This is a genomic window from Pseudosulfitobacter koreensis, assembly GCF_024733015.1.
Lineage (GTDB): Bacteria > Pseudomonadota > Alphaproteobacteria > Rhodobacterales > Rhodobacteraceae > Pseudosulfitobacter > Pseudosulfitobacter koreensis.
In genome coordinates this window covers 164,947-188,881 of sequence record NZ_JANKJG010000007.1, presented here as the reverse complement: position 1 = coordinate 188,881, position 23,935 = coordinate 164,947, and the positions used below count along the sequence as shown (strand labels likewise).

General features: G+C 63.8%; 22 protein-coding genes. 5 read left to right on the top strand and 17 right to left on the bottom strand.

What is annotated here, in order from left to right; translation table 11 throughout:
* Positions 1 to 48: 48 nt before the first annotated feature.
* Positions 49 to 2,178 (bottom strand): methylmalonyl-CoA mutase, encoded by a 2,130-nt coding sequence (gene scpA, locus NTA49_RS11355; protein ID WP_258294885.1) that lies wholly within the window; start codon positions 2,176 to 2,178, stop codon positions 49 to 51.
* A 263-nt stretch (positions 2,179 to 2,441) separates the two neighbouring features.
* Between scpA and NTA49_RS11350 the strand changes: the two genes are divergently transcribed.
* The gene (locus NTA49_RS11350; RefSeq protein WP_258294884.1) at positions 2,442 to 2,903 is read left to right on the top strand and encodes a DUF4174 domain-containing protein; all 462 of its coding nucleotides are present in this window, start codon (positions 2,442 to 2,444) and stop codon (positions 2,901 to 2,903) included.
* A 65-nt stretch (positions 2,904 to 2,968) separates the two neighbouring features.
* Here the strand turns inward: NTA49_RS11350 and NTA49_RS11345 are convergent, their stop codons facing one another.
* From NTA49_RS11345 to NTA49_RS11315, 7 genes are all read right to left on the bottom strand, one after another.
* Positions 2,969 to 5,017: an acetyl-CoA carboxylase biotin carboxylase subunit gene (locus tag NTA49_RS11345; RefSeq protein ID WP_258294883.1), complete on the bottom strand. Its 2,049-nt coding sequence runs from the start codon at positions 5,015 to 5,017 to the stop codon at positions 2,969 to 2,971.
* Positions 5,018 to 5,182: 165 nt separating this feature from the next.
* On the bottom strand, positions 5,183 to 5,389 hold the full coding sequence (locus NTA49_RS11340; RefSeq protein ID WP_258294881.1) for a hypothetical protein: 207 nt from the start codon (positions 5,387 to 5,389) through the stop codon (positions 5,183 to 5,185).
* Between the two features lie 316 nt (positions 5,390 to 5,705).
* The gene (locus NTA49_RS11335) at positions 5,706 to 6,062 is read right to left on the bottom strand and encodes a hypothetical protein (protein ID WP_258294880.1); all 357 of its coding nucleotides are present in this window, start codon (positions 6,060 to 6,062) and stop codon (positions 5,706 to 5,708) included.
* A 75-nt stretch (positions 6,063 to 6,137) separates the two neighbouring features.
* On the bottom strand, positions 6,138 to 6,281 hold the full coding sequence (locus NTA49_RS11330; RefSeq protein WP_258294879.1) for a hypothetical protein: 144 nt from the start codon (positions 6,279 to 6,281) through the stop codon (positions 6,138 to 6,140).
* A 214-nt stretch (positions 6,282 to 6,495) separates the two neighbouring features.
* Entirely contained in the window at positions 6,496 to 6,879 is a 384-nt protein-coding gene (locus NTA49_RS11325) for a DUF6497 family protein (protein WP_258294878.1), read from the bottom strand.
* 19 nt (positions 6,880 to 6,898) lie between these two features.
* Positions 6,899 to 7,162 (bottom strand): DUF7218 family protein, encoded by a 264-nt coding sequence (locus NTA49_RS11320; protein ID WP_258294877.1) that lies wholly within the window; start codon positions 7,160 to 7,162, stop codon positions 6,899 to 6,901.
* Positions 7,163 to 7,216: 54 nt separating this feature from the next.
* Complete coding sequence (locus NTA49_RS11315) at positions 7,217 to 8,749, bottom strand: acyl-CoA carboxylase subunit beta (RefSeq protein WP_258294876.1); 1,533 nt, start codon at positions 8,747 to 8,749, stop codon at positions 7,217 to 7,219.
* A gap of 191 nt (positions 8,750 to 8,940) precedes the next feature.
* On the opposite strand from NTA49_RS11315, the gene NTA49_RS11310 reads away from it, so the two are divergent.
* Together NTA49_RS11310 and NTA49_RS11305 are read left to right on the top strand one after the other, a co-directional pair.
* On the top strand, positions 8,941 to 10,170 hold the full coding sequence (locus NTA49_RS11310; protein WP_261368276.1) for a multidrug effflux MFS transporter: 1,230 nt from the start codon (positions 8,941 to 8,943) through the stop codon (positions 10,168 to 10,170).
* A gap of 50 nt (positions 10,171 to 10,220) precedes the next feature.
* Positions 10,221 to 11,621 carry a helix-turn-helix domain-containing protein gene (locus tag NTA49_RS11305; RefSeq protein WP_258294874.1) on the top strand — a complete coding sequence of 467 codons (1,401 nt, stop codon included), beginning with the start codon at positions 10,221 to 10,223 and terminating at the stop codon, positions 11,619 to 11,621.
* Between the two features lie 17 nt (positions 11,622 to 11,638).
* Here NTA49_RS11305 and NTA49_RS11300 read toward each other — a convergent pair whose 3' ends face one another.
* From NTA49_RS11300 to NTA49_RS11265, 8 genes are all read right to left on the bottom strand, one after another.
* The gene (locus NTA49_RS11300) at positions 11,639 to 12,298 is read right to left on the bottom strand and encodes a thermonuclease family protein (protein ID WP_258294873.1); all 660 of its coding nucleotides are present in this window, start codon (positions 12,296 to 12,298) and stop codon (positions 11,639 to 11,641) included.
* A gap of 69 nt (positions 12,299 to 12,367) precedes the next feature.
* Positions 12,368 to 14,014, bottom strand: coding sequence for a choline dehydrogenase (gene betA, locus NTA49_RS11295; protein ID WP_258294872.1), 1,647 nt, complete (start codon positions 14,012 to 14,014; stop codon positions 12,368 to 12,370).
* Entirely contained in the window at positions 14,014 to 15,468 is a 1,455-nt protein-coding gene (betB, locus tag NTA49_RS11290) for a betaine-aldehyde dehydrogenase (RefSeq protein ID WP_258294871.1), read from the bottom strand. Before betB ends, betA begins: the two co-directional genes overlap by 1 nt.
* A 72-nt stretch (positions 15,469 to 15,540) precedes the next feature.
* Positions 15,541 to 16,722 (bottom strand): hypothetical protein, encoded by a 1,182-nt coding sequence (locus tag NTA49_RS11285; RefSeq protein ID WP_258294870.1) that lies wholly within the window; start codon positions 16,720 to 16,722, stop codon positions 15,541 to 15,543.
* Between the two features lie 87 nt (positions 16,723 to 16,809).
* Entirely contained in the window at positions 16,810 to 18,333 is a 1,524-nt protein-coding gene (gene betC, locus NTA49_RS11280) for a choline-sulfatase (RefSeq protein ID WP_258294869.1), read from the bottom strand.
* Positions 18,330 to 18,902, bottom strand: coding sequence for a transcriptional regulator BetI (gene betI, locus NTA49_RS11275; RefSeq protein ID WP_258294868.1), 573 nt, complete (start codon positions 18,900 to 18,902; stop codon positions 18,330 to 18,332). Before betI ends, betC begins: the two co-directional genes overlap by 4 nt.
* A gap of 96 nt (positions 18,903 to 18,998) precedes the next feature.
* A complete protein-coding gene (locus tag NTA49_RS11270) occupies positions 18,999 to 19,904 on the bottom strand; it encodes a DMT family transporter (protein WP_258294867.1) in 906 nt (301 codons plus the stop codon).
* 84 nt (positions 19,905 to 19,988) lie between these two features.
* Positions 19,989 to 20,585 (bottom strand): LysE/ArgO family amino acid transporter, encoded by a 597-nt coding sequence (locus tag NTA49_RS11265; protein ID WP_258294866.1) that lies wholly within the window; start codon positions 20,583 to 20,585, stop codon positions 19,989 to 19,991.
* A 211-nt stretch (positions 20,586 to 20,796) separates the two neighbouring features.
* On the opposite strand from NTA49_RS11265, the gene NTA49_RS11260 reads away from it, so the two are divergent.
* Complete coding sequence (locus NTA49_RS11260) at positions 20,797 to 21,099, top strand: hypothetical protein (RefSeq protein WP_258294865.1); 303 nt, start codon at positions 20,797 to 20,799, stop codon at positions 21,097 to 21,099.
* On the opposite strand, the gene NTA49_RS11255 is transcribed toward NTA49_RS11260, so the two are convergent.
* Positions 21,081 to 21,830, bottom strand: a complete 750-nt coding sequence (locus NTA49_RS11255; RefSeq protein ID WP_258294864.1) for a YebC/PmpR family DNA-binding transcriptional regulator — start codon at positions 21,828 to 21,830, stop codon at positions 21,081 to 21,083. The two genes, NTA49_RS11260 and NTA49_RS11255, sit on opposite strands and share 19 nt — an antisense overlap.
* 258 nt (positions 21,831 to 22,088) lie before the next feature.
* On the opposite strand from NTA49_RS11255, the gene NTA49_RS11250 reads away from it, so the two are divergent.
* Positions 22,089 to 23,861, top strand: coding sequence for an SLC13 family permease (locus NTA49_RS11250; protein ID WP_258294863.1), 1,773 nt, complete (start codon positions 22,089 to 22,091; stop codon positions 23,859 to 23,861).
* The last annotated feature ends 74 nt before the right edge of the window (positions 23,862 to 23,935 follow it).

Below are 23,935 nucleotides of genomic sequence, written 5' to 3'. Positions count from 1 at the left end.
CTTGGTGTTTGGGGCCGCGCCCATGTGCGACGCGGCCCCGTGTGCACATCAATCGCGGGTTTCGCGGATCAGACGCAGGATGTCCTGAGCGGCGGCGGGGATGTTGGTGCCGGGGCCGAAGATCGCCTTGACGCCCGCATCATAGAGGAACTGGTAGTCCTGCTGCGGGATCACGCCGCCGCAGATCACCAGAATGTCGCCTGCACCTGCGTCTTTCAGCGCCTGCACCAGTTGCGGGGCCAATGTCTTGTGGCCTGCGGCCTGAGAGCTGATGCCGATCACGTGCACGTCGTTGTCGACCGCGTCCTGCGCCGCCTCGGCGGGGGTCTGGAACAGCGGGCCCACGTCGACGTCGAAACCGATGTCGGCGAAGGCTGTGGCGATAACCTTGGCGCCGCGGTCGTGGCCGTCCTGGCCCATCTTGACCACCAGCATGCGCGGGCGGCGGCCTTCTTCCTCGGCGAAATCCTCGACCGATTTCTGGATGGCGGCAAAGCCTTCGTCGCCTTCGTAGGCGGCACCGTAGACGCCTGCCAGTGTCTTGACCTCGGCGCGGTGGCGTCCGAACACTTTTTCCATTGCCATGCTGATTTCCCCCACAGTGGCGCGGGCGCGGGCGGCGTCGACCGCTGCGTCCAACAGGTTGCCGCCCTCGGATGCGCGGCGGCTGAGCTCGTCCAGTGCGGCGGTGCAGGCCGCGTCGTCGCGGGTGTCGCGGATACGCTCGAGCCGTGCGATCTGGCTGAGGCGGACGGCGACGTTGTCCACGTCGAGGATGTCGATCGGGTCTTCCTTGTCGCGGCGGTACTTGTTGACGCCCACGATCACCTCGTCGCCGCGGTCGATGTTGGCCTGACGGGTGGCTGCGGCCTCTTCGATGCGTAGTTTGGGCATGCCGGAGGCGACGGCGCGTGTCATGCCGCCCAGTTCCTCGACCTCTTCGATCAGCTGCCATGCGGCTTCGGCCAGATCATGCGTCAGCTTTTCGACGTAGTAGGAGCCGGCCAGCGGATCGACCACGGCTGTCACGCCGGTTTCTTCCTGCAGGATCAGCTGGGTGTTGCGCGCGATGCGGGCGGAATGTTCGGTGGGCAGGCCAATGGCCTCGTCCAACGAGTTGGTGTGCAGCGACTGGGTGCCGCCGAGGACCGCCGACATCGCCTCGTAGGCGGTGCGCACGACGTTGTTGTAGGGGTCCTGTTCCGCGAGGCTGACGCCGGAGGTCTGGCAGTGGGTGCGCAGCATCGAGGACTTTTCGTCCTTGGGGTCGAATTCGGACATGATCCGCGACCACAGCAGGCGCGCGGCGCGCAGCTTGGCGGCCTCCATGAAGAAGTTCATGCCGATGGCAAAGAAGAACGACAGGCGCGGGGCGAAACGGTCGACGTCCATGCCTGCGGCGATAGCGGTGCGGACGTATTCGCGCCCGTCGGCCAGGGTGAAGGCGAGTTCCTGCACAAGGTTCGCGCCGGCCTCTTGCATGTGGTAGCCCGAGATCGAGATCGAGTTGAACCGGGGCATGAAGTCGGAGGTGTATTCGATGATGTCGCCGATGATCCGCATCGAGGGTTCGGGCGGATAGATGTAGGTGTTGCGCACCATGAATTCCTTGAGGATGTCGTTCTGGATGGTGCCCGAGAGCACCTTGCGGTCGTGCCCCTGCTCTTCGCCCGCGACGATGAAGCTGGCGAGGATCGGGATCACCGCGCCGTTCATCGTCATCGACACGCTGACCTTGTCCAGCGGGATGCCGTCGAAGAGGATCTTCATGTCCTCGACTGAATCGATGGCGACCCCGGCCTTGCCCACGTCGCCGACGACGCGTTCGTGGTCGCTGTCATAGCCACGGTGGGTCGCAAGGTCGAAGGCGACCGAGACGCCCTGCTGGCCTGCGGCGAGGTTGCGGCGGTAGAAGGCGTTGGATTCCTCGGCGGTGGAGAAGCCCGCGTATTGGCGGATGGTCCAGGGGCGGCCTGCGTACATCGTCGCCTTGACCCCGCGCGTATAAGGAGCCGCGCCGGGGATGGTGCCCAGATGGCTTACGCCCTCAAGGTCATCCTCGGTATAGAGCGGTTGGACCTTGATCCCTTCGAGCGTGTTCCAGGTCAGGTCATCGAGCGGGCGGCCCCGCAGTTCGGCCTCGGCCAGGGTGCGCCAGTCTGCTTTCTTGTCGGTCATGTTCATGTCCTTCTGTCTGTTGGGCGAACGGCAGGGTGTGTCCCGCTCTTGTCCGCTCCGGGTCTCGTGTCAGTGTGGCAAGTCCGTGCGCGCCTGCGTGCAGGGCGGCGAAATGTCCGGGGGCAAATGGGGCGCGTGAGGCCCCTGTCAGAGGGCACAATCATGCGCGCGCCTCGCCTGGGGAGGATTTAATCGCACTGTTGAACACTTTGTGCATCGAATTTGCCGCGCGAATGCTTATCTTAGGGTCAACAGGAGAGACCATGAAAAGACTTATTGCCCTTGTTTTCATAGCACTCGGTGCACTTCCGGCGCTGGCGGACGAAACGACCCTTGCGCCTGCCATGACGCCTGCCGAACTGTTGTTCGCCACGGCGGGCGAGGAAGATCTGGACCAGTTCATATGGATCAACCGGCCCATCGTCGTCTTCGCCGACAGCCCGTCGGACCCGCGGTATGTCGAGCAGGTGGCCCTGCTGCGCGCGCGCGCCGACGAGTTGCTGGAACGTGACGTGGTGGTGCTGCTGGACACCGATCCGGATGCGCGGTCGGAATTGCGGCGCAAGCTGCGGCCGCGCGGGTACATGATGGCGCTGATCGACAAGGACGGCGACGTGATGCAGCGCAAGCCGTTTCCGTGGGACGTGCGCGAGATCACCCGCAGCATCGACAAGACGCCGCTGCGCCAGCAGGAACTGCGCGGCAGGGTCCAGCCCGAAGGCTGAGCCGGTAGCGCCCCACCACAAGCCCGTGCGCGGGCGTTATGCAACGCGACACGGGCCATGATGGCTTATTCGAACTCCATGATGACATCGTCGACGGCAAGGCTGTCGCCTTCGCCTGCGTTGACCTTGGACACGGTGCCCGCCTTTTCGGCGCGCAGGATGTTTTCCATCTTCATCGCTTCGATGGTGCAGAGCGCCTGCCCTTCCTGGACCTGATCGCCTTCGGCCACGTTCAGTTTCACCACCAGCCCCGGCATCGGGCACAAGAGCAGCTTGGACGTGTCGGGCGGCAGTTTTTCCGGCATCAGACGCGCGAGTTCCGCCTGACGCGGGGTGCGCACGTGCACCTTGAGGTCGGCACCACGGGTGCGGATGCGGAAACCGCCGCTGATCTTGCCGACTTTCAGCACCAGAGGCGCATCGCCCACGGTCATCTTGGCCAGCTGGTCACCGGGGGTCCAGTCGCCCTGCACGCGCAGGCTGTCACCGTCGAGGAAGTTGACCGTGGCTCCGGCGCTGTCGGCATCGCCGATTTTCAGATCGAAGGACCGGCCCTGCACCGCGACATTCCAGTCGGTGCCGACCTTGCGTTCGTGGTTGTCCATCCGGCCCGACACGCGGGCGCGGCGGATTTCGCCGATGCGGTGCATCGCGGCGGTGGCGGCGGCGATGCGTTTCAGATCGTCCTCGGGCAGTTCGACGCCTTCGAACCCTTCGGGGTATTGTTCGGCGATGAAGGCGGTGGTCATCTCGCCCGCGATGAAGATCGGGTGATCCATCACGGCGGAGAGGAACGGCAGGTTGTGCCCGATGCCCTCGACCTCGAAGCTGTCGAGTGCCACGCGCATCGCCTCGATCGCTTCGGCGCGGGTGGGCGCCCATGTGCAGAGCTTGGCGATCATCGGGTCGTAGTACATGCTGATCTCGCCGCCCTCGAAGACGCCGGTGTCGTTGCGCACGGCGACGGGGCCAGCGGCGGCATCGCCCTGCCATTTGTCGTTGTCCAGCAGCGGGCCTGCGGCAACCTCGGCGGGGGGACGGTAGCGGGTCAGACGGCCAATGGAGGGCAGGAAGCCGCGATAGGGGTCTTCGGCATAAAGCCGGTTTTCGATGGCCCAGCCGTTCAGCTTCACGTCGTCTTGGGTGATCGTCAGCGCCTCGCCGTTGGCGACGCGGATCATCTGTTCGACCAGATCGACACCGGTGATCAGTTCGGTGACGGGGTGTTCCACCTGCAGACGGGTGTTCATTTCGAGGAAATAGAAGTTCTTGTCGCCGTCGACGATGAATTCCACGGTGCCGGCGCTGGCGTAATCCACGGCCTGTGCGAGGGCCACGGCCTGTTCGCCCATCGCGCGGCGGGTTTTCTCATCCAGAAAGGGGCTGGGGGCCTCTTCGACGACCTTCTGGTTGCGGCGCTGGATCGAGCATTCGCGTTCGCCCAGATAGATGCCGTTGCCGTGGCTGTCGCAGAGCACCTGGATTTCGATGTGGCGCGGCTGGGTCACGAATTTCTCGATGAAGATCCGGTCGTCGCCAAAGCTGTTGGCGGCCTCGTTCTTGGACGACTGGAAGCCTTCGCGGGCTTCGTCGTCGTTCCACGCGATGCGCATGCCCTTGCCGCCGCCGCCGGCACTGGCCTTGATCATCACCGGATAGCCCACCTCGGTCGCGATCTTGACCGCGTGTTCGGCGTCGTCGATCAGGCCCATGTAGCCGGGCACGGTGCTGACGCCTGCCTCCTGGGCGATCTTCTTCGAGGTGATCTTGTCGCCCATCTTTTCGATGGCACCGACGGGCGGGCCGACGAAGGCCACGCCTGCGGCCTGCAGCGCCTCGGCGAATTTCGAGTTTTCGGACAGGAAGCCGTAGCCGGGGTGGACCGCTTCGGCACCTGAAGACTTGACCGCCTCCATCACCTTGTCGATGACGATATAGGACTGGTTGGCGGCGGGCGGGCCGATGTGCACCGCCTCGTCGGCCATTTCCACGTGCAGCGCGTTGCGGTCGGCGTCGGAGTAGACGGCAACCGTCTGGATACCCATCTTGCGCGCGGTCTTGATGACGCGGCAGGCGATTTCACCACGGTTGGCGATCAGGATCTTTTTAAACATTTCGGGTCCTTGAGTTGGTAAGTGCCGTTGGTTGGTGCCGAACGCAAAAAGCCGCCCTGCGGAAGCAAGGCGGTTGCGGGATGTATTAGAATGTATCGACGGGTCAGGGGGCGGCGCACATCCGTGCGCGACGCCCCTGCCCTGACCGGAGTGTGGTCTGCGTTATCAGTTACACTTGGTCGGGTAGGCCTGGCAGTAGGCGACGTTGCCTGCAACACCGACAGCGGCACCCGTGAGGACGCTGCCCGATGTGACCGCAGCCGCACCTGCACCGACGGCGCCGCCGACAAGGGCCTGTTCGCCGAGCGTGTCGCCGCAAGCGACGAGACCTGTGCAAGCGATGCCTGCGAGAATGATTGCTTTGAGGGGCATGGTTGTTGTCCTTTTACTGCCAGATGTGCCTCGCTAACGCATGACAGATTGCACGGTTCCGGCAATTCAAAACGATCACGACACTGTGCATGGGCCGGTTTCCGCCCAGCGGCGGTGCGCAAAAAGGCGGGCGGTCTCTGGATGACTTCAGAAGACCGCCCGTAGAGGGAAGGGGTATGGAGATGGTAAACAGGGGCCGCAAATCGTGAGAGCGCGACACCCATGGGTTGAGCCTGACACGGGGGGTGCCCTGCCGCCAAGGGCGTCGCGCGGGCGTCGGCCAATGCTTGCCCAGAGTGGGAATTTCCAAGCAAATTCATGCCGAGCGCTCGCCGAAAACTTCCGGAAACGAGGCCTGGGCGACCTTTACGTCGATCACCAGCAGCGCGTCATAGGCTGCGGGGTCGAAATCCTCGGTCGCCGGGACCACCTCGCGGCCAAAGAGCCAGGACAGGCGGCCGCCGTCGAGGTTGCCGCGCTCGAATGGCTGGTCGCCGAACTGTTCCCACAGCGCTTTCATGAACCCCAGATCGGCGCGGCGGTCCGCAGGTTTGCGGTCGCGCTTGCGCTCGCGGCGGATCAGCGGCGTGGCGCCCTTGGGGTTGGCGCGGCGGAGGGTGAATTGATAATCGGTGCTGGCGAGGCGACCGGGGAAACCACGATGTTTCAGCATGGGACACCCCCATGCGCCGGAATGGATCGTAAGGCAGGGGTCAGAGCAGGCCCGAAGGCCTGCTCTGGAGTGTCGTTACTTGTATTTGCCGGTGTAGACTGGCTCGACCGAGATGGGCTCGGGATCGACCACGACGAATTCTTCTGCCTGCTCGCGGGCACAGGCTGCGATGACGGCAACAAAGCCGAACATTGCCAAAAGTTTGATGCTCTTCGACATCTGGATCTCCTGTTCAGTTGCACAAGGCCTTGGTCGCACGACCGTGCGGACCCTGCCTCAATAGGGTTAAGGGCCCCTTGGGGCTTCCTCGGTGTGATCATAGCGGATTCCAAAGGTGAAAGATATGCGAACTGCGTCAACCCGTCGCGTTGTGGCGGCAAAGTCGCAACTTTCCGCTCACATGAGGGTCGCGCCGCAAGATATTGTGCAGGCATCAAAAAGCCTCCCAGATACAGGTGTCGCCTTCGATGCGGAAAGCGTCGAAAAACTGGGTTGCGTCGGGGTCGGGCTGGCCGAATTCGACCGCGCGGTCGGCCAATGAGATCACCACGATCTGCGGCGTCAGGGCATATTCGGCGATGTAGGGGATGACCACCCTGGCGCACAATTCCTCGATATCGGGTGCGCTGTCGGCGTAGGTCATAGTGCCGCCCTCGCGCGCGATCGCGGGGGCGAGGAAGCGAAAGCGCACCATGCTGGTGCCGCTGGTGTCGTCGATCAGGACCTCTTGCAGATCAACCGCCTGCCCCGATGGCACGTCGAAGGCCCAGAGCGGGCCGCAGGCGGCGATCAGCGCAGATGTGAGGGCCGCGCGCATCATGGCGCGGCCTGCAACGTCAGTGGTTGCGCAGGGCGTCGATCAGCTGATCCTTGGACATGTCCGAGCGTCCGTCGATGTCCAGTTCCTGCGCCCGGTCGTACAGATCGCCCTTCGACCACTCCTCGTAGGGGGGCTGGCTGCCGCCCTTTTTCGAGGGATGCTGGTCGTCGTTGGCCTTCGCATTCGCGATGCGCGCAGCTTTTTCCTTCGATGCGCCGTCGTCGCGCAGCGCTTCGTAGGTCTCGTCGTCCTTGACGGACTTTCCGTGGTCCTTGGTCATGGCTTGCTCCTTTTGGAGCCAACGCGCACAGCTGCATCTGCGTTCCCTCGACGATCAAAGTGGAATATTGTCGTGTTTTTTCCACGGGTTCGTCAGCTTCTTGGTGCGCAGGGACGCGAATGCCTTGCTGATCCGGCGACGGGTCGAATGGGGCATGATGACCTCGTCGATGAAGCCACGCTCGGCGGCAACGAAGGGATTGGCAAAGCGCGCCTCGTAATCGGCGGCATGTTTCGCAATCTTTTCCGCATCGCCCAGATCGCCGCGGTGGATGATCTCGGTCGCGCCCTTGGCGCCCATCACCGCGATTTCGGCGGTGGGCCAGGCATAGTTGAAATCGCCGCGCAGGTGCTTGGACGCCATCACGTCATAGGCGCCGCCGTAAGCCTTGCGGGTGATCACGGTCACCTTGGGCACCGTCGCCTCGCCGTAGGCAAAGAGCAGTTTCGCGCCGTGCTTGATCACGCCGCCGAATTCCTGGCCGGTGCCGGGCAGGAAGCCGGGGACATCGACCAGCGTGAGGATCGGAATCTCGAAGGCATCGCAGAAGCGCACGAAACGCGCGGCCTTGCGGCTGCTGTCGATGTCGAGACAGCCCGCGAGAACCATCGGCTGGTTGGCGACGACGCCGACGCTTTGCCCTTCGAGACGGATGAAACCGGTGATGATGTTCTTGGCGAACTCTTCCTGTATCTCGAAGAAATCGCCCTCGTCCGCGACCTTGTGGATCAATTCCTTCATGTCGTAGGGGGTGTTGGCGTTTTCGGGGATCAGCGTGTCGAGGCTGGTCTCGATGCGGCCCGGCTCGTCGAAGAAGGGACGCACGGGCGGCTTTTCGCGGTTGTTCAGGGGCAGGAAATCGACGAGGCGGCGCACTTCGGCCAATGCCTCGACGTCGTTTTCGAACGCGCCGTCGGCGACGCTGGATTTGCGGGTGTGGGTCGATGCGCCGCCCAGTTCCTCGGCTGTGACCTGTTCGTTGGTCACGGTTTTCACCACATCGGGGCCGGTCACGAACATATAGGACGTGTCGCGCACCATGAAGATGAAGTCGGTCATCGCGGGGGAATAGACAGCGCCACCCGCGCAGGGGCCCATGATCAGGCTGATCTGCGGCACCACGCCCGAAGCCATGATGTTGCGCTGGAACACCTCGGCGTAGCCCGCAAGCGAGGCGACGCCTTCCTGGATGCGGGCACCGCCGGAATCGTTGATGCCGATGACGGGCGCGCCGTTCTGGATCGCCATGTCCTGGATCTTGACGATTTTCTGGGCGTGGGTTTCGGACAGAGAGCCGCCGAACACGGTAAAGTCCTGGCTGAACACATAGACCATGCGGCCGTTGATGGTGCCCCAGCCGGTGATGACGCCATCGCCTGCGGGTTTCTGCTTTTCCATCCCGAAGTCGGTGCAGCGGTGGGTCACGAACATGTCGAATTCTTCAAAGCTGTCCTCGTCGAGCAGCAATTCGATCCGCTCGCGGGCGGTCAGCTTGCCACGGGCGTGCTGTGCGTCGATGCGGGTTTGTCCGCCGCCCAGACGCGCATCCGCGCGACGGTCTTCCAGTTCGGTCAGAATGTCTTTCATGTCAGGCCCCTGTTGCGATTTGAGGCAGGCTATCAGGGTCGGCCTGCGCACAAAAGCATCTTGTGGAATATTTGCAAATCCTTTGCCGGTATGGATTTGCTAATTGCAAATATGCAAAACATTCGGAGGCGCATGGCTGCTATGCGCTGAATGCAATGGACACCGCCAGAGGCGCGATCTACCTTCCCGAAATGCAACGTATACCAACTGTGCGCTTTCTCAAACGCTCCACTCCGCCCCATTTGATCACCCTTGTCATGCTTGCGGGCATGTCGGCCATGGTGATGAACATGTTCCTGCCGTCGTTGCCGAACATGACCGAGTATTTCGACACCGAATACAGGCTGATGCAGCTGTCGGTGGCGCTGTTTCTGGGGGTCAGCGCGGTGATGCAGGTGCTGATCGGGCCGATATCCGACAGTCTGGGGCGCAGGCCGGTGCTGCTGGGCGGGCTATCGCTGTTTCTGGTGGCGACGTTGGGCTGCATCTATGCGCCCACCGCAGAGATCTTCCTGTTTTTCCGCATGTGTCAGGCGGTCGTCGCCGTCGCCATGGTGCTGAGCCGCGCGGTGATCCGCGACCTGTACGACCAGAACGAAAGCGCGTCGATGATCGGCATCGTGACGATGTTCATGTCGGTGGTGCCGATGGTCAGCCCCGCAATCGGCGGCGTATTGGACGAGCTGTTCGGCTGGCGCGCGAACTTCTGGGCGTTCTTCATCATCGGGGCGATCACGCTGTGGGTGGTCTGGGCCGACCTTGGCGAGACGGCGACCAGCACCGGCAAGACACTGGGTGCGCAGTTTCGCGAATACCCCGAATTGCTGCGCAGCCCGCGGTTCTGGGGCTATGCGCTGGCGTCGGGCTTTTGTTCGGGGTCGTTCTTTGCCTATCTGGGCGGCGCGCCTTTCGTCGGTTCGGTGCTGTTCAACATGTCGCCGTCGATGCTGGGGCTGGTGTTTGGCGCGCCCGCCATCGGTTATATGGTCGGCAACGCGATCACCGGGGCCTTTGCCACGCGGTACGGCGTGAACCGGATGGTGCTGGTGGGGTGTTTCTCGAATTTTATCGGGGTCGCGGGGTCGCTGGCACTGTTCGCGGTGGGCCTCGGCAGCCCGTGGTCGTTCTTTGGCATGATGATGTTCGTGGGTCTTGGCAACGGTCTGGTCATTCCCAACGCCACCGCGGGCATGCTGTCGGTGCGCCCGCATCTGGCGGGAACGGCATCGGGGCTGGGTGGCGCGATCCAGATCGGCGGCGGCGCGTTGCTGTCGGGGCTGGTCGGCACGCTGCTGACGCCCGAAACGGGGGCCTTTCCGCTCTTGTACATGATGACGATCACATCGGTGCTGGCGATGGTGTCGATCGGCACGGTCTATTGGCGCGAACGCCAGATTGCACCGGACGCCTTGCCGGACTGAGTTTGCAAAGCTAACACTGGGCGCGTGCTAAGTTGCAAAGGTGCGCGCCCATGGCTCAACAGAAACTCTATGCCGGTGCCAAGCTGCGCGAGGTGCGCACGCGCATCGGCATGACGCAAAAGCATTTCGCCGAAAAGCTGGGCGTGTCCCTGCCCTATCTCAACCAGATGGAAAACAACAACCGGCCCGTCAGCACGACCGTGGTGCTGGCGCTGGCGCAGGAGTTCGGTCTGGACGTCACCGAGCTGAGCACCGGCGACAGCGAGCGGCTGGTGTCGGACATGCGCGAGGCGCTGGCCGATCCGGTGTTTTCGGGTGACGCGCCGCCGATGGCCGATCTGCGGCTGGCGGCCTCGAATGCGCCCGCGCTGGCCCACGCGTTCATCGCGCTGCACCGAAGTTACCGCCAGACCCACGAGCGGCTGGCGTCGCTGGACGAAGCACTGGGGCGCGAAGATGCCCGCGCCCGTCCGAGCCCCTGGGAAGAGGTGCGCGACTTCTTTCATTATTGCGACAACTACATCGACGCGGTGGACCGTGCCGCCGAACATTTCGCCACCGCCGAGGGGCGTCCGGGCAACATCCGCGTGGCGGTCGTGGCGGGGCTGGGCAATGCGGGCGTGACGGTGCAATTCCACGACATGGACCTGATCCGGTCTTATGATGCCGGGGCCAAAACCCTGCGGATTTCCACCCGGATTTCGCCCGAGACGCAGACGTTCCAGATGCTGCTGCAACTGGCGCTGGTGCGGCAGGATGCGCTGCTGGAGGCGACGCTGGATCTGGCGCGGTTCCAGTCGGACGAGGCGCGCGCCATCGCCAAGATCGGGCTGGCCAACTATTTCGCGGGCGCGACGCTGATGCCCTATCGGGCGTTTCTGAAGGCGGCGCAGGATTGTCGCCACGACATCGAGATATTGTCGAGCCGGTTCGGCGCGTCGATCGAACAGGTGGTGCACCGGCTGTCGACGCTGCAACGGCCCGGCGCCAAGGGCATTCCGTTCTTTTTCGTGCGCGTCGATCAGGCCGGGCAGATCACCAAGCGCCATTCGGCGACGCGGCTGCAATTCGCGCGCTTTGGCGGGGCCTGCCCCTTGTGGAACGTGCACCGCGCGTTCGAGCAGCCGGGGCAGTTTCTGCGGCAGCTGGCGGAAACGCCGGACGGGGTGCGTTACCTGAGCCTTGCGCGGGACGTGTCGAAACCGGCGGGGCGGTTCGGCGCGCCGGTGCGGCGGTTTGCGATATCCTTCGGCTGCGAGATCAGCCATGCGCGCGATCTGGTCTATGCCGACGGGCTGGATCTGGGGCGCGGCGATGCGTTCGAGCCTATCGGGATTTCCTGCCGGATCTGCGAGCGCAAGCAGTGCCACCAGCGGTCGGTGCCACCCCTGGAGCGGCGATTGCAGGTCGATCCCGATGTGCGGGATGTGCTGCCCTATCAGGTGGGCTGAGGGTCTTAGCGCCGCGCCTATCTGCGGGCCGGACGCCAGCCTGCGGCGCGTGCCTCTGCCGCCGTGCAGAACCAGCGTTCGCCGCGCGCGGTGTCGATGCGGGTGCGGGTGTAGAACTCCTGCCCCGGCACGTGATAGATGTAGCCGTTCTTCGAGATGTTGCCCTTGATCACGCAGTCCTGCGCGGGGGCTTGGGGTGCGGGTGCGGGTGCGGCGCCCGAGGCGCGGAACTGGGCGGGGGATTGGACGCGCATCGCGTGCAGGCCACGGTCGTTCACGGCGGCGCCTTTTTCGTCCAGCACGTAGGCGGTGGAGTAGCGTCTGTAGGCAAATGCAAGGCCGAGGCTGACGATCTCGCGGCCCATGTCCACGTCGCCTACCACACAGCGCGCGACGGTGCGGCCGTATTGGTCGGTCTCGATGGGGGTGCAGCGTGCCAGACGGTTCTGGAAGCGCGCGCGCACCTGATCGGTGGCCCAGCGTCCGCATTCGATGACGGTGTTCTGCCCGGTCAGGCAGGTCTGGTCCATCTCGGGCGCGTCGATGCCGTGCAGGCGCACACGGGTGGTGCCCACGTCGATGGTGTCGGCGTCGATCACCCTTATGGGGCCGGAAAAGTCCTGCGCTGCCGCAAGCGGCGTGCAGAGCAGAACAAAGAGCGCACAAAGTCTTAACATTTGGTTAATTAGTCAGGGCAGCGCCCCGACTACAACCAAATTCGCACGCAAGAGTTAACGCTGCTGGGGTTAACGCTGCTGCGTTTCCCAGTCGGGGTGGACCCACGGCGTGTCGTTCACCGCAGGCAGGCTGCGCCCAAGGATATGATCGGCCATCTTTTCGCCGGTCATGATCGACGGGCCGTTCAGGTTGCCGTTGGTGATCCGCGGGAAAACGCTGCTGTCGACCACGCGCAGGCCATCGACACCGATCACGCGGCCCTGGGGGTCCACGACCGCCATCGGATCGTCGGCGCTGCCCATCTTGCAGGTGCCGCAGGGGTGATAGGCGCTTTCGACTTCGTCGCGGATGAAATCATCCAGCTCGTCGTCGGTCTGCACGTCCTTGCCCGGCTGGATTTCGTGTTTGACGTAGGGTTTGAACGCGTCCTGGGCGAAGACCTCGCGGGTCAGGCGGATGCAGGTGCGGAAATCTTCCCAATCCTGCGGGTCGGACATATAGTTGAACAAGATGTTGGGCGCATCTGCCGGATTGCCCGACGCCAGGGTAACCGCGCCGCGCGAGGCCGAGCGCATCGGGCCGACGTGGGCCTGAAACCCGTGGCCTTCGGCTGCGGCCTTGCCATCGTAGCGCACGGCCATCGGCAGGAAATGGTACTGGATATCAGGGTATTGCACCCCTGCCTTGCTGCGGATGAAGGCCGCGCTCTCGAACTGGTTCGAGGTGCCGAGACCGGTTTTCGACAGGAACCACTGCGCGCCGATCCGCGATTTGGAAAACAGGTTCCAATAGCGGTAGAGCGTGATTTTCTTCAGCGAGGCCATCTGCAGGTAGAGTTCAAGGTGGTCCTGCAGGTTCTGGCCGACGCCCGCGCGATCAGCCACCACGTCGATGCCATGTTCGGCCAGATGCGCGGCGGGGCCGATGCCCGAATGCATCAGGATCTTGGGCGAGTTGATGGTCGAGGCGGCGATGATCACCTCGCGGTTGGCGTGGATCACGCGGCCACCGGCCAGCTGCACGCCCTTGGCGCGCCCGTCTTCCATCACCACCTTTTCCACCAGACCGCGCATCAGGTTGCAGTTTTCGTGCTTGAGCGCCGGGCGCAGATAGGCGTTGGCGGCGGACCAGCGGCGGCCCCGCCAGACGGTCTGCTCCATCGGGCCGAAGCCTTCCTGCTTGTGGCCGTTGTAGTCGTCGGTGACCTGATAGCCCGCCTCGCGCCCGGCCTCGACAAAGGCCTGGAACAGCGGGTTCTTGCGGGGGCCGCGCGCGACGTGCAGGGGGCCGTCAGAGCCGCGCCAATCAGGATCGCCGCCGTGGCCGTTGGCGTGCCAGTTTTCCATGCGCTTGAAATAGGGCAGCACGTCGGCATAGCCCCAGCCCTCGGCACCGCTGTCGCGCCAATGGTCGTAGTCCATCGCATGACCGCGCACGTAGACCATGCCGTTGATGCTGGACGAGCCGCCGATGACCTTGCCGCGCGGTGTGGCCAGACGGCGGCCGTTCAGGTGCGGTTCGGGTTGCGAGCGAAAGCCCCAGTCGTACATCGGCATGTTCATCGGATAGCTGAGTGCGGCGGGCATCTGGATGAAGGGGCCCGCATCGGTGCCGCCGTGTTCGATGACCAGCACGGATTTGCCTGCTTCGGCCAGACGGTAGGCCACGGCGCAGCCGGCGCTGCCCGCGCCCACGATAATGTAATCGGCGTTCATCAGAATGGCGCCTCCATGTCGTCCATACGGACGAAGACGGATTTGACCTGGGAGTAATGCTCGATCGCGGCCTTGGAGTTTTCGCGACCCACGCCGGAGGCCTTGACCCCGCCGAAGGGTGCCTCGACGGGGGCGTCGTTGTAGGTGTTGATATAGCAGGTGCCCGCCTCGAAGCCTGCGGCGACGCGGTGGGCGCGGGCGAGGTCGTTGGTGAACACACCTGCGGCAAGGCCGAATTCGGTGTCGTTGGCGCGGGCCAGCACTTCGGCCTCGTCGTCGAAATCGAGCACGGCCATCACGGGGCCAAAGATTTCCTCGCGGGCGATGGCCATGTCGTCGGTGACGTCGGCAAAGACGGTGGGTTGCAGCCAGAAGCCGGGCTTGTCGATGCGGCTGCCGCCATAGGCCAGACGCGCGCCTTCGGCCTTGCCCTTGGCGATGTAGCCCTCGACGATGTCGATCTGGCGTTTGCTGACCATCGGGCCAAAGCTGGTGTCGGGGTCCATCGGATCGCCGATCACCGCGTTGTCCAGCCGCTCGGACAGGCGTTTGAGAAAGGCGTCCTTGATCCCCTTCTGGACGAAGACGCGGGTGCCGTTCGAGCAGACCTGACCGGTGGAATAGAAATTCGCCATGATCGCGCCGCTGACGGCGTTTTCAAGGTTGGCATCGTCGAAGATGACGAGGGGGGATTTGCCGCCCAGTTCCATCGTGACGTGTTTCATGCTGGCGGCGGCGGCGGCATAGACCTTGCGGCCCGTGGGCACCGAGCCTGTCAGCGACACCTTGTCGACGCGCGGATCGACGACCAGTGCTGCACCGACGTCGCCCAGGCCCTGCACCACGTTGTAGAGACCGGCGGGCAGACCCGCCTCGTGCAGGATTTCGGCGACTTTCAGCGCCGAGAGCGGCGTGGTTTCGGAGGGTTTGAACACCATCGCATTGCCGCAGGCCAGCGCCGGTGCGCCCTTCCAGCAGGCGATTTGCGTCGGGTAGTTCCATGCGCCGATGCCGACGCAGACGCCCAAAGCTTCGCGGATCGTGTAGACCCAGTTGCCGTCGCCCAGTGCGATATGCTCGCCTGTCAGGCTGCCCGCGAGACCGCCGAAATACTCCAGCGCGTCGGCACCGCTGGTGGCGTCGGCGACGGAGGTTTCCTGATAGGGTTTGCCGGTGTCGTAGGTTTCAAGAATGCTCAGGTCGTGGTTGCGGTCGCGGATCATGTCGGCGGCGCGGCGCAGGATGCGGCCCCGTTCGGTGCCGGACATGGCGGCCCAAGCGGGCTGGGCTGCGCGGGCGGCGTCGAGCGCCTGATTGATGATGTCGGGGGTCGCCGAATGCATTCTGGCAATGACTTCGCCGGTGGCGGGATAGATCACGTCAAAGGCGTCTCCGCCGGTGTCTTCGACGTATTGACCGTTGATGAAGTGGCTGGCGGCGGGTTGGGTTTGCATTCGGGGGCCTCTTGGATGTCTGGGGGGCGGTCCGGCCTGCGGGATGCAGACCGGACCGCCGGAGGGGTTTGGTTATTCGGCCGGAAGCGGCCGTGTCTTGGTCATGTCGGAAATCGCGTCGCGTTTGCCGATCACGTAGATCAGGCAGGCGATATAGAGCCCGATCACGACGGTGCCGACCCACTGGATCTGCAACCACTGGCTTTGGAACAGCAGGGTCAGCACGAACAGCAGGGCGGCGTTGCCCAGCACGTATTGCACCTTGCCGTAGCGGTCCGAGGTCAGGTTCAGGTTGTCGGTGTAGAGCCGGATCAGCGAGTCAAACGAGTTGATCACGAACAGGATCCCCACGACGGTCATCGACCAGTTGACCAGCCCGGTCATGTCGATGGCGTTCTGATGGTAGTAGAAGGCCACCGAGAACCACACCGCAAGCGGGATCGACGGGAACACCAGCAGGGATGCCAGCAGCTGCCACGTCTTGAGCCCGCCGACAAAGCGCGAGGTGAACTGGCCGATCATGATCGACCACGCAAACCACCAGAACAGGTAGAATTCGTGGTATTCTGTCAGCGGGATCACGAACTGGTGGATGTTGCCGAAGTAGCCGCCCACGAGGCTGATGTTGTCGACGAATGCGCCGCCCGACATGCCTGCGTTGATGAACATGCCGATGATCAGCGCAAAGAACACCACCGTCGATCCGACCGACAGGAACTTGACATACTTGATGTCGGTCGAGGAGTAGGACGCGGCCAGGATCACCAGGAAACAGATCACGTAGAAGGCGGGGATCACCGTTTCGCCGTCGCCCATCTGCGGGATGTAATAGGGCATGTAGATCAGGAACAGCGCACCGGTGAACGCACAGGTGGTGATGATGACGAGGTTGTTGATGAGCTTGACGATGCCGTGGTCAAAGAACTTTACCCGCGGCTCGATCGCGCAGAAGTAAAAGGCGGTCAGGAAGTAGAAGGCCCAGATCAGAAAGCCCCAGAAGCCGAACTCGATCGCCAGCGGGTTGGTGAAATCGTAGGCCGGATTGGTCGCCACATCCGCATAGAGCGGAAAGTCGAAGGCGATGGGAAACATGATCAGGCCCACGTCCAGACCGGACGTGAACAGGATCGCGATGAAGATATAAAGCGGCACCGGGTCCGGCCCGACCAGCCGCAGGTTCCACCATTTGATGGTGCAGAAGATTACCAGCGCGAACGCCAGCAGCACCCCGAATGAAATGATACTTGTTAACATATGTCCCTCCATATTGGCCTCTCGGGCCTTGTTTTGCGTGCCGTCAGCTTAGTCTCTTCCGACGTTTCACGCCACCGCAGTGCAATGTCACTCGCCGCGCGGGTATCTTGCGTTTTCTTCCACCACGTTCAGGTCCATGTGATTGCGCATGTAGCGTTCAGACGCTTTTTGCAGCGGTTGGTAATCCCACGGGTAGTATCCGCCCTCGCGCAGCGCCTCGTAGACCACCCAGCGGCGGGCCTGGCTGATGCGCACATCGGCGTCGAAGCGGTCCAGATCCCAGCGGGCGTCGGCCTGGGCGCTGAAATCGGCCAGCGTGTCGGCGTGGGCCGGATCATCCGCCAGATTGGTCAGCTCGTGCGGGTCGGCCTCAAGGTCGAAAAGCTGGTCGGGGTCGAGCGCGCAGCGGTTGAATTTCCATTTTCCCGACCGCAGCGACACCATCGGCGCATAGGACGCTTCGGCCGCGTATTCCATCGCCACGGGCTCGGTGCGCGTGGTCCCCTGCCCCTGCGGCACCAGGCTGATGCCGGTGGTCCAGGGTGCGACCTCGGCCATCGAGACACCGGCCAGATCGCACAGCGTCGGGCAAACGTCGATGTTGCTGACGGGTTCGGTCACAAGGCCCGGTTCCATCTGCGGCGCGCTGATCATCATCGGCACGCGCGATGAGCCCTCGTAGAAGGACATCTTGAACCACAGGCCGCGGTTGCCCAGCATGTCGCCGTGGTCCGAGACGAACATGATGATCGCCTCCTGGCGGGTGCCTTCGAGCGCCTCCATGATCTCGCCGATCTTGTCGTCGAGATAGCTGATGTTGGCGAAATAGGCGCGGCGCGAGCGGCGCACGTCGTCGTCCGAGATGTCAAAGCTGCGCCAGTCGTTCGCGTCGAAGATGCGTTTGGAATGGGCGTCCTGTTCGTCGTAGGGGATCGGCGCGACCTCGGGCATCAGGTGGTCGCAGTCTTCGTAGAGGTCCCAGTATTTCTTGCGCGCGACGTAAGGGTCGTGCGGGTGGGTAAAGCTGACGGTCAGGCACCAGGGGCGCGCGTCGTGGCGGCGGCCCAGGTCATAGACCTTGCGGGTGGCGTGATAGGCGACCTCGTCGTCATATTCCATCTGGTTGGTGATCTCGGCCACGCCCGATCCGGTGACCGAGCCCATGTTGTGATACCACCATTCGATCCGCTCGCCGGGTTTGCGGTAGTCGGGCGTCCAGCCGAAGTCGGGCGGGTAGACGTCGGTGGTCAGACGCTCTTCGAAGCCGTGCAACTGGTCGGGGCCGACAAAGTGCATCTTGCCCGACAGGCAGGTGTGATAGCCCGCGCGGCGCAGGTGGTGGGCATAGGTGGGGATCGACGATGGGAATTCGGCGGCGTTGTCGTAGACACCCGTGGCACTGGGCAACTGGCCCGACATGAACGCGGCACGTCCCGGCGCGCAGAGCGGCGATGCGGTATAGGCGTTCTGAAAGCGCGTGCTGCGGGCGGCGAGTTTCTTGATGTTGGGCGCGTGCAGCCAGTCGGCGGGACCGTCGGGGAACAGCGTGCCGTTCAACTGGTCGACCATGAAGATCAGGATGTTGGGTTGCTTGGCTGGTGTGTCGGTCATGGTTGCCTCTGGATCAGGGTGTTGAGGGTGCGCAGTGCGGCGGCACAGGCGTCGGCATCGTCGGTGCCCGACAGGGCCGCGCGCAGGTAGAGACCGTCGATCAGCGCGGCCATGGTTTCGGCGTCGGCCACCGGATCGGCGCTGACACCGCGCAGGGCGTGGGTCAGGTTCGACCGCAGTCGCCGCTGATAGAGGTGCAGCAGGCGCAGGGTCTCGGGGTTGGAGGCGGCGCGGCCATAGAACGTCATCCAGGCACTGATCGTGGCGGGGGCAAAGCACGACTGCGCGAAGCTGCCGCGCACGATGGCGGCGGCGCGGTCGGCATGGCAGGTGGTTTCAGCCAGCGCGGTGCGGACTTCGCTGGCGTATTCGGTCAGGATATGACGCATGGCGGCCAGGAATATCTGGTCCTTGCCGCCGAAGTAGTGATGCGCCAGCGCGCTGGACATGCCTGCGCGGCGGGCGATCTGGCCCACGGTGACGTCGAGCGACCCTGCGGCCCCGATCTCGGCGATGGTGGCCTGCACGAGGGCAGACCTTCGTATCGGTTCCATTCCCAATTTGGGCACGGGCTATCCCTTCCTTGCTTGGACGCAAAGGATCAGGGATTTTTACTGACTAGTCAATCAATAAAGGCGGGGCAATAAAGACAGCTGCAAAACCGGTCACATCTTGGTGGCGTTAATCGGCGGGGTGATCGGGCGGCGTTTCAGCTGCGCCTCGCGGAAGGTGATGAAGGTGACCGAGGCCAGGATCAGCACGCCGCCCAGCACCACCCAGATATCCACCGGCTCGTTGAACACCAGGAGGCCCAGCAGTGTGGCCCAGACCAGTTGCAGGAAGGTGATCGGCTGCGTCACCGTCACCGGCGCTGCGGCAAAGGCCAGCGTCATGGTGTAATGCCCCGCCTGCGCAAAGACCGCGACGCAGGCCAGCACGCCGATCTGCCCCCATGTGGGCGTCACCCAGTCAAGCGCCGCCAGCGGGGCCAGCCCGATGGAGACGAAGATGGTCAGCATGAACACGACCACCGTCGGCTTGACCTCGTCCGTCATGATCTTGGCCAGAAGGTAGGAGCCAGAGAACACGATCGCCGCCAGCAGCATGGCGATGTGGCCATTCGCGACCTCGCGAAAGCCGGGGCGCAGGATCACGGCGGCCCCGACAAGGGCGATCACCACCGCAAAGATGCGCCGCGCGGCAAGACGTTCGCCCAGAAAGATCGCAGCGCCCACCGACACGAAGACCGGCGCGAGGTAGTTGATCGCCGTCACCTCGGCGATGGGAATGCGCGTCATCGAATAGAACCAAAGCGCCACGCCGCCCGCATGGAACAGCCCGCGAAAGGTAAAGAGCCGCCATTGGCGCGGGGTCAGGTTGGCGCGGCGCACGTCGCCCAGCATCGGGATAAGGAACACCATCCCCAGCACATAGCGCAGGAAAGCCGACTGCGCGGGGGGCATCGACGGCCCCATTGATTTCACCAGCGCGGTCACGGCCACGAAGCAAAGCCCCGTGACCAGCATCCACAGAATGCCCGTCATCGGGCGCGGTTCGTGTCCATCCATCATAGATATATCAATGCGGAAGCGTTGGGGGAGGTGCAAGGGGCCTTGGGACCGGTCGGGCCCGTGACGTGCGGTTCCGTGGGCGCGCTACATCAGGATCAGCTTGACCGCGATCGCCCACATGGTCAGCGCGATCGCTGCATCCAGCACCTGCCAGCTGCGCGGATTGGCAAAGAGCGGACGCAGCCGCTGCGCGCCGTAGCCCAGGCCGAAGAAGAACACGAAGCTGGCGGTGACCGCCCCTGCCCCGAACGCGAGCTTGTCGGGATATTGCGCTGACACGGCGCCCAGCAGCATCAGCGTGTCGAGGTAGACATGCGGGTTCAGCCAGGTCAGCGCCAGCACCACAAGCAGCGTCGACCGCAACGAGCCGCCCCGCGCATCGGCGGCATCGAGCGCCTGACCGCCCCGCCACGCGCTGCGCGCGTTCAGCGCGCCGTACCAGATCAGGAACGCGGCCCCGAACCAGCGCATCACCGTCTCGAGCCAGGGCACAGCCTCGGCCAATGCGCCGAAACCCGCGACGCCCGCGCTGATCAGCACCGCATCGGAAAGCGCACAGGTCAGGCAGACCCAGAACACATGGGCGCGCATCAACCCCTGCCGCAGCACGAAGGCGTTCTGCGAGCCGATGGCCAGGATCAGCGAGAAGCCCAGATAGAACCCCGGTAGAAACGATGTCATGTGCGAAAATCCGATCCTGCGTCGCACCTGTCTAGTGCAGCGCGCAGCCCTGCGCAAATCGCAACAGGCCATCACCGGTGCGTGAACGCTTTGATAAATCCGTCATATTTCTGCGATCAGCGCTTGGCGTGGCGCGAAACTTACACCATATGCACAAGACTTGATTGCTGTGCCTTTTGGCACAAGACTTGATAACCGAAGGAATTTAACGATGTCCGCTATTACCCTGAGCCTTGAACTGACAGAAACCGATTTCGCGATGATCGAAAGCGCTTTGGAAACTCAGGAAAAGATCCTTGCCGTGCAGGCCCGCGCCGGGGGCGAAACCGCCAATGACCGGCTGTCCGCCCTGCGGTCGGTGATGCGCCGTCTACGCCGCCAACGTCCGCAGGCCGCCGTGTCCCATGGGTGGGGCAGCATTGCGCGCGGTCTGTTCTGCAACAAAAACGCCGCTCCGACGACGGAGCGGCGCACGGATGTTGCCGGTGGTATGGGTTACTCGTCGCCGAGCTGATCCATCACCGCGTCCGACGCTTCGAAGTTGGCGGTGACGCGCTGCACGTCGTCATCGTCTTCCAGCGCGTCGATCAGCTTCATCAGCTTTTGCATGCTTTCCAGGTCCATCTCGGTGGTGACGGTGGGTTTCCACACCAGCCGGGTCGCGTCGCTTTCGCCCAGCTCGGCCTCGAGCGCGGTCGACACCTCGTTCAGGTCCGTATCGGCGCACCAGATCACGTGACCGTCCTCGGTGCTTTCCACGTCTTCCGCGCCCGCCTCGATCGCGGCCATCATCACGGTGTCGGCGTCGCCGATGGCGGCCGGGTAGACGATCTCGCCCTTGCGGTCGAACATGAAGCCGACGCTGCCGGTTTCGCCCAGGTTGCCGCCGTTCTTGGTGAAAGTCGAGCGTACCACCGAAGCGGTCCGGTTGCGGTTGTCGGTCATCGCCTCGACGATCACCGCGACGCCGTTGGGGCCATAGCCCTCATAGCGGATTTCTTCGTAATCCTCGCTGTCGCCGCCCTGCGATTTCTTGATCGCGCGGTCGATCACGTCCTTGGGCACGGAAACCGACTTGGCCTCCTTGATCGCCAGTCGCAGACGCGGGTTCTTGTCGGGATCGGGGTCGCCCATCTTGGCGGCCACGGTGATTTCCTTGGACATCTTCGAAAACACCTTGGCGCGCAACTTGTCCTGACGCCCCTTGCGGTGCTGGATGTTCGCCCATTTTGAGTGGCCTGCCATAACGCCTCCGATATACAACTGACATGCGCCGCCGCGCGGCTTTGCTGGCTGCTATAGTGCACGCGACAGGGGGCCTGCAAGCCTTGGCACACGGGACGGCGTCCGGTGTTTCTCTTGGCCGCAAATATCCCGGGGGAGGCGCGCATGCGCCGGGGGCGGAGCCCCTGCCTGCCGACACCTCCAAGAATGCGCTGGCCAAGAATGCGCTGGCCAAGAATGCGCTGGTCCATGCCGCGACCGCACTCTAGGTTGCCGCGCATGACAACAGATCAGATTATTCTCTTCACGCTTTTCGGTGCCGTCTTCGGGATGCTGCTGTGGGGCCGGTTCCGCTATGACATCGTGGCCTTTGCAGCACTTATGACCGGCGTGGTGCTGGGCGTGGTGCCCGAAAAGGACGCGTTTTCCGGCTTTGGCCACCCCGCGACGCTGATCGTGGCGCTGGTGCTGGTGGTCTCGGCGGGGCTGGTGCGGTCGGGCGCGGTGTTGCTGATCACCCGCACGCTGATCGACGCGGGCCGCTCCTTGGGCGCGCATATCACCATCATGGGGGCCGTGGGCGGTGTGCTGTCGGCGTTCATGAACAACGTGGCCGCATTGGCGCTGCTGATGCCCGTCGACATCCAGACCGCGCGCAAGGCGGGCCGCCAGCCGGGGTTGAGCCTGATGCCGCTGAGTTTTGCCACCATCCTGGGCGGGATGGCCACGCTGATCGGGACGCCGCCCAATATCATCATCGCGTCGATCCGGCAGGAATCGCTGGGCGAGCCGTTTCGGATGTTCGACTTTGCCCCCGTGGGCGGGATCGCGGCGATTGCCGGTCTGGCCTTTGTGGCGCTGATCGGCTGGCGGCTGATCCCCACGCGCGAGGATGCGACGCTGAACAAGGAAGACATCTCGCAATACATCGCCGAATTGCGCGTGCCCGCCGAAAGCAAGCTGATCGGCCAGCGGATTGCCGAGCTGCAGGAGGCCGCGGACAGCGCCGACGTGGCCATTCTGGGGCTGATCCGCGACGGCAAGCGCCGCTATGGATCGGCGCGCAACGTCGAATTGCAGGCCGATGATGCGCTGGTGATCGAGGCGACGCCCGACGCGCTGGACGAATTCCGCACGACGCTGAACCTCAGCCTTGCCGATGCCGACCGCGAGGAACGGCTGAACGCCGATGGCGAAGGTGTCGAGATCATCGAAGTGGTGGTGCGCGAAGGCTCGCGGCTGGACGGGCGGTCGGCGCAGACCGTGGGGCTGGCGTGGCGTCAGCGCACGGTGCTCTTGGGCATTTCGCGCAGGGGTCGCAAGATCACGTCCGAGTTGCGCAAGACCGCGTTGCAGGCCGGCGACATCCTGTTGCTGCTGGTGCCGCGCGACACCGCAGGGCACGTCACCGACTGGCTGGGGGTGCTGCCGCTGGCGGATCGCGGGCTGGCCGTCACCGAGAATTCCAAGGTCTGGCTGGCGATCGGCCTGTTCGCCGGGGCCGTCGCTGCCGCGAGCTTTGGCCTGATCTACCTGCCCATTGCCCTGGGTCTGGTGGTCATCGCCTATGTGCTGGCGCGCATTGTGCCGCTGTCGGAACTTTACACCCATATCGAATGGCCTGTGGTCGTGCTCCTGGGTTCGATGATCCCGCTGGGGGCGGCGCTGGAGACCTCGGGCGGCACCGAGTTGATCTCGGGCGCGCTGGTCGGTCTGACCGACGGCATGCCCGCCTGGGTGGTGTTGAGCGTGCTGATGGTCGTCACCATGACGCTGTCGGATGTGCTGAACAACACCGCCACCACCATCGTCGCAGCGCCCGTGGGCATCCAGATGGCACAGACGCTGGACGTGTCCCCCGATCCGTTCCTGATGGCGGTGGCTGTCGCCGCCTCCTCGGCGTTCCTGACGCCCATCGGGCACAAGAACAACACCCTGATCCTGGGTCCCGGCGGCTACCGCTTTGGCGACTACTGGCGCATGGGGCTGCCGCTGGAGATCATCGTGGTCTGCGTCTCGATCCCGGCGATCCTGTTCTTCTGGCCTTTGTGAGAGGTTAGAGGCCCGCGCCCAGAAAAATCTTGCCTTCGACAGCGGTTTTCGATCATAGAATTCCGAAGGGTCGG

Coding starts and splice junctions, on each gene's coding strand:
- scpA (WP_258294885.1), bottom strand. CDS start 2,178: ATGACCGACAAGAAAGCAGACTGGCGCACCCTGGCCGAGGCCGAACTG.
- NTA49_RS11350 (WP_258294884.1), top strand. CDS start 2,442: ATGAAAAGACTTATTGCCCTTGTTTTCATAGCACTCGGTGCACTTCCG.
- NTA49_RS11345 (WP_258294883.1), bottom strand. CDS start 5,017: ATGTTTAAAAAGATCCTGATCGCCAACCGTGGTGAAATCGCCTGCCGC.
- NTA49_RS11340 (WP_258294881.1), bottom strand. CDS start 5,389: ATGCCCCTCAAAGCAATCATTCTCGCAGGCATCGCTTGCACAGGTCTC.
- NTA49_RS11335 (WP_258294880.1), bottom strand. CDS start 6,062: ATGCTGAAACATCGTGGTTTCCCCGGTCGCCTCGCCAGCACCGATTAT.
- NTA49_RS11330 (WP_258294879.1), bottom strand. CDS start 6,281: ATGTCGAAGAGCATCAAACTTTTGGCAATGTTCGGCTTTGTTGCCGTC.
- NTA49_RS11325 (WP_258294878.1), bottom strand. CDS start 6,879: ATGCGCGCGGCCCTCACATCTGCGCTGATCGCCGCCTGCGGCCCGCTC.
- NTA49_RS11320 (WP_258294877.1), bottom strand. CDS start 7,162: ATGACCAAGGACCACGGAAAGTCCGTCAAGGACGACGAGACCTACGAA.
- NTA49_RS11315 (WP_258294876.1), bottom strand. CDS start 8,749: ATGAAAGACATTCTGACCGAACTGGAAGACCGTCGCGCGGATGCGCGT.
- NTA49_RS11310 (WP_261368276.1), top strand. CDS start 8,941: ATGCAACGTATACCAACTGTGCGCTTTCTCAAACGCTCCACTCCGCCC.
- NTA49_RS11305 (WP_258294874.1), top strand. CDS start 10,221: ATGGCTCAACAGAAACTCTATGCCGGTGCCAAGCTGCGCGAGGTGCGC.
- NTA49_RS11300 (WP_258294873.1), bottom strand. CDS start 12,298: ATGTTAAGACTTTGTGCGCTCTTTGTTCTGCTCTGCACGCCGCTTGCG.
- betA (WP_258294872.1), bottom strand. CDS start 14,014: ATGAACGCCGATTACATTATCGTGGGCGCGGGCAGCGCCGGCTGCGCC.
- betB (WP_258294871.1), bottom strand. CDS start 15,468: ATGCAAACCCAACCCGCCGCCAGCCACTTCATCAACGGTCAATACGTC.
- NTA49_RS11285 (WP_258294870.1), bottom strand. CDS start 16,722: ATGTTAACAAGTATCATTTCATTCGGGGTGCTGCTGGCGTTCGCGCTG.
- betC (WP_258294869.1), bottom strand. CDS start 18,333: ATGACCGACACACCAGCCAAGCAACCCAACATCCTGATCTTCATGGTC.
- NTA49_RS11270 (WP_258294867.1), bottom strand. CDS start 19,904: ATGATGGATGGACACGAACCGCGCCCGATGACGGGCATTCTGTGGATG.
- NTA49_RS11265 (WP_258294866.1), bottom strand. CDS start 20,585: ATGACATCGTTTCTACCGGGGTTCTATCTGGGCTTCTCGCTGATCCTG.
- NTA49_RS11260 (WP_258294865.1), top strand. CDS start 20,797: ATGTCCGCTATTACCCTGAGCCTTGAACTGACAGAAACCGATTTCGCG.
- NTA49_RS11255 (WP_258294864.1), bottom strand. CDS start 21,830: ATGGCAGGCCACTCAAAATGGGCGAACATCCAGCACCGCAAGGGGCGT.
- NTA49_RS11250 (WP_258294863.1), top strand. CDS start 22,089: ATGACAACAGATCAGATTATTCTCTTCACGCTTTTCGGTGCCGTCTTC.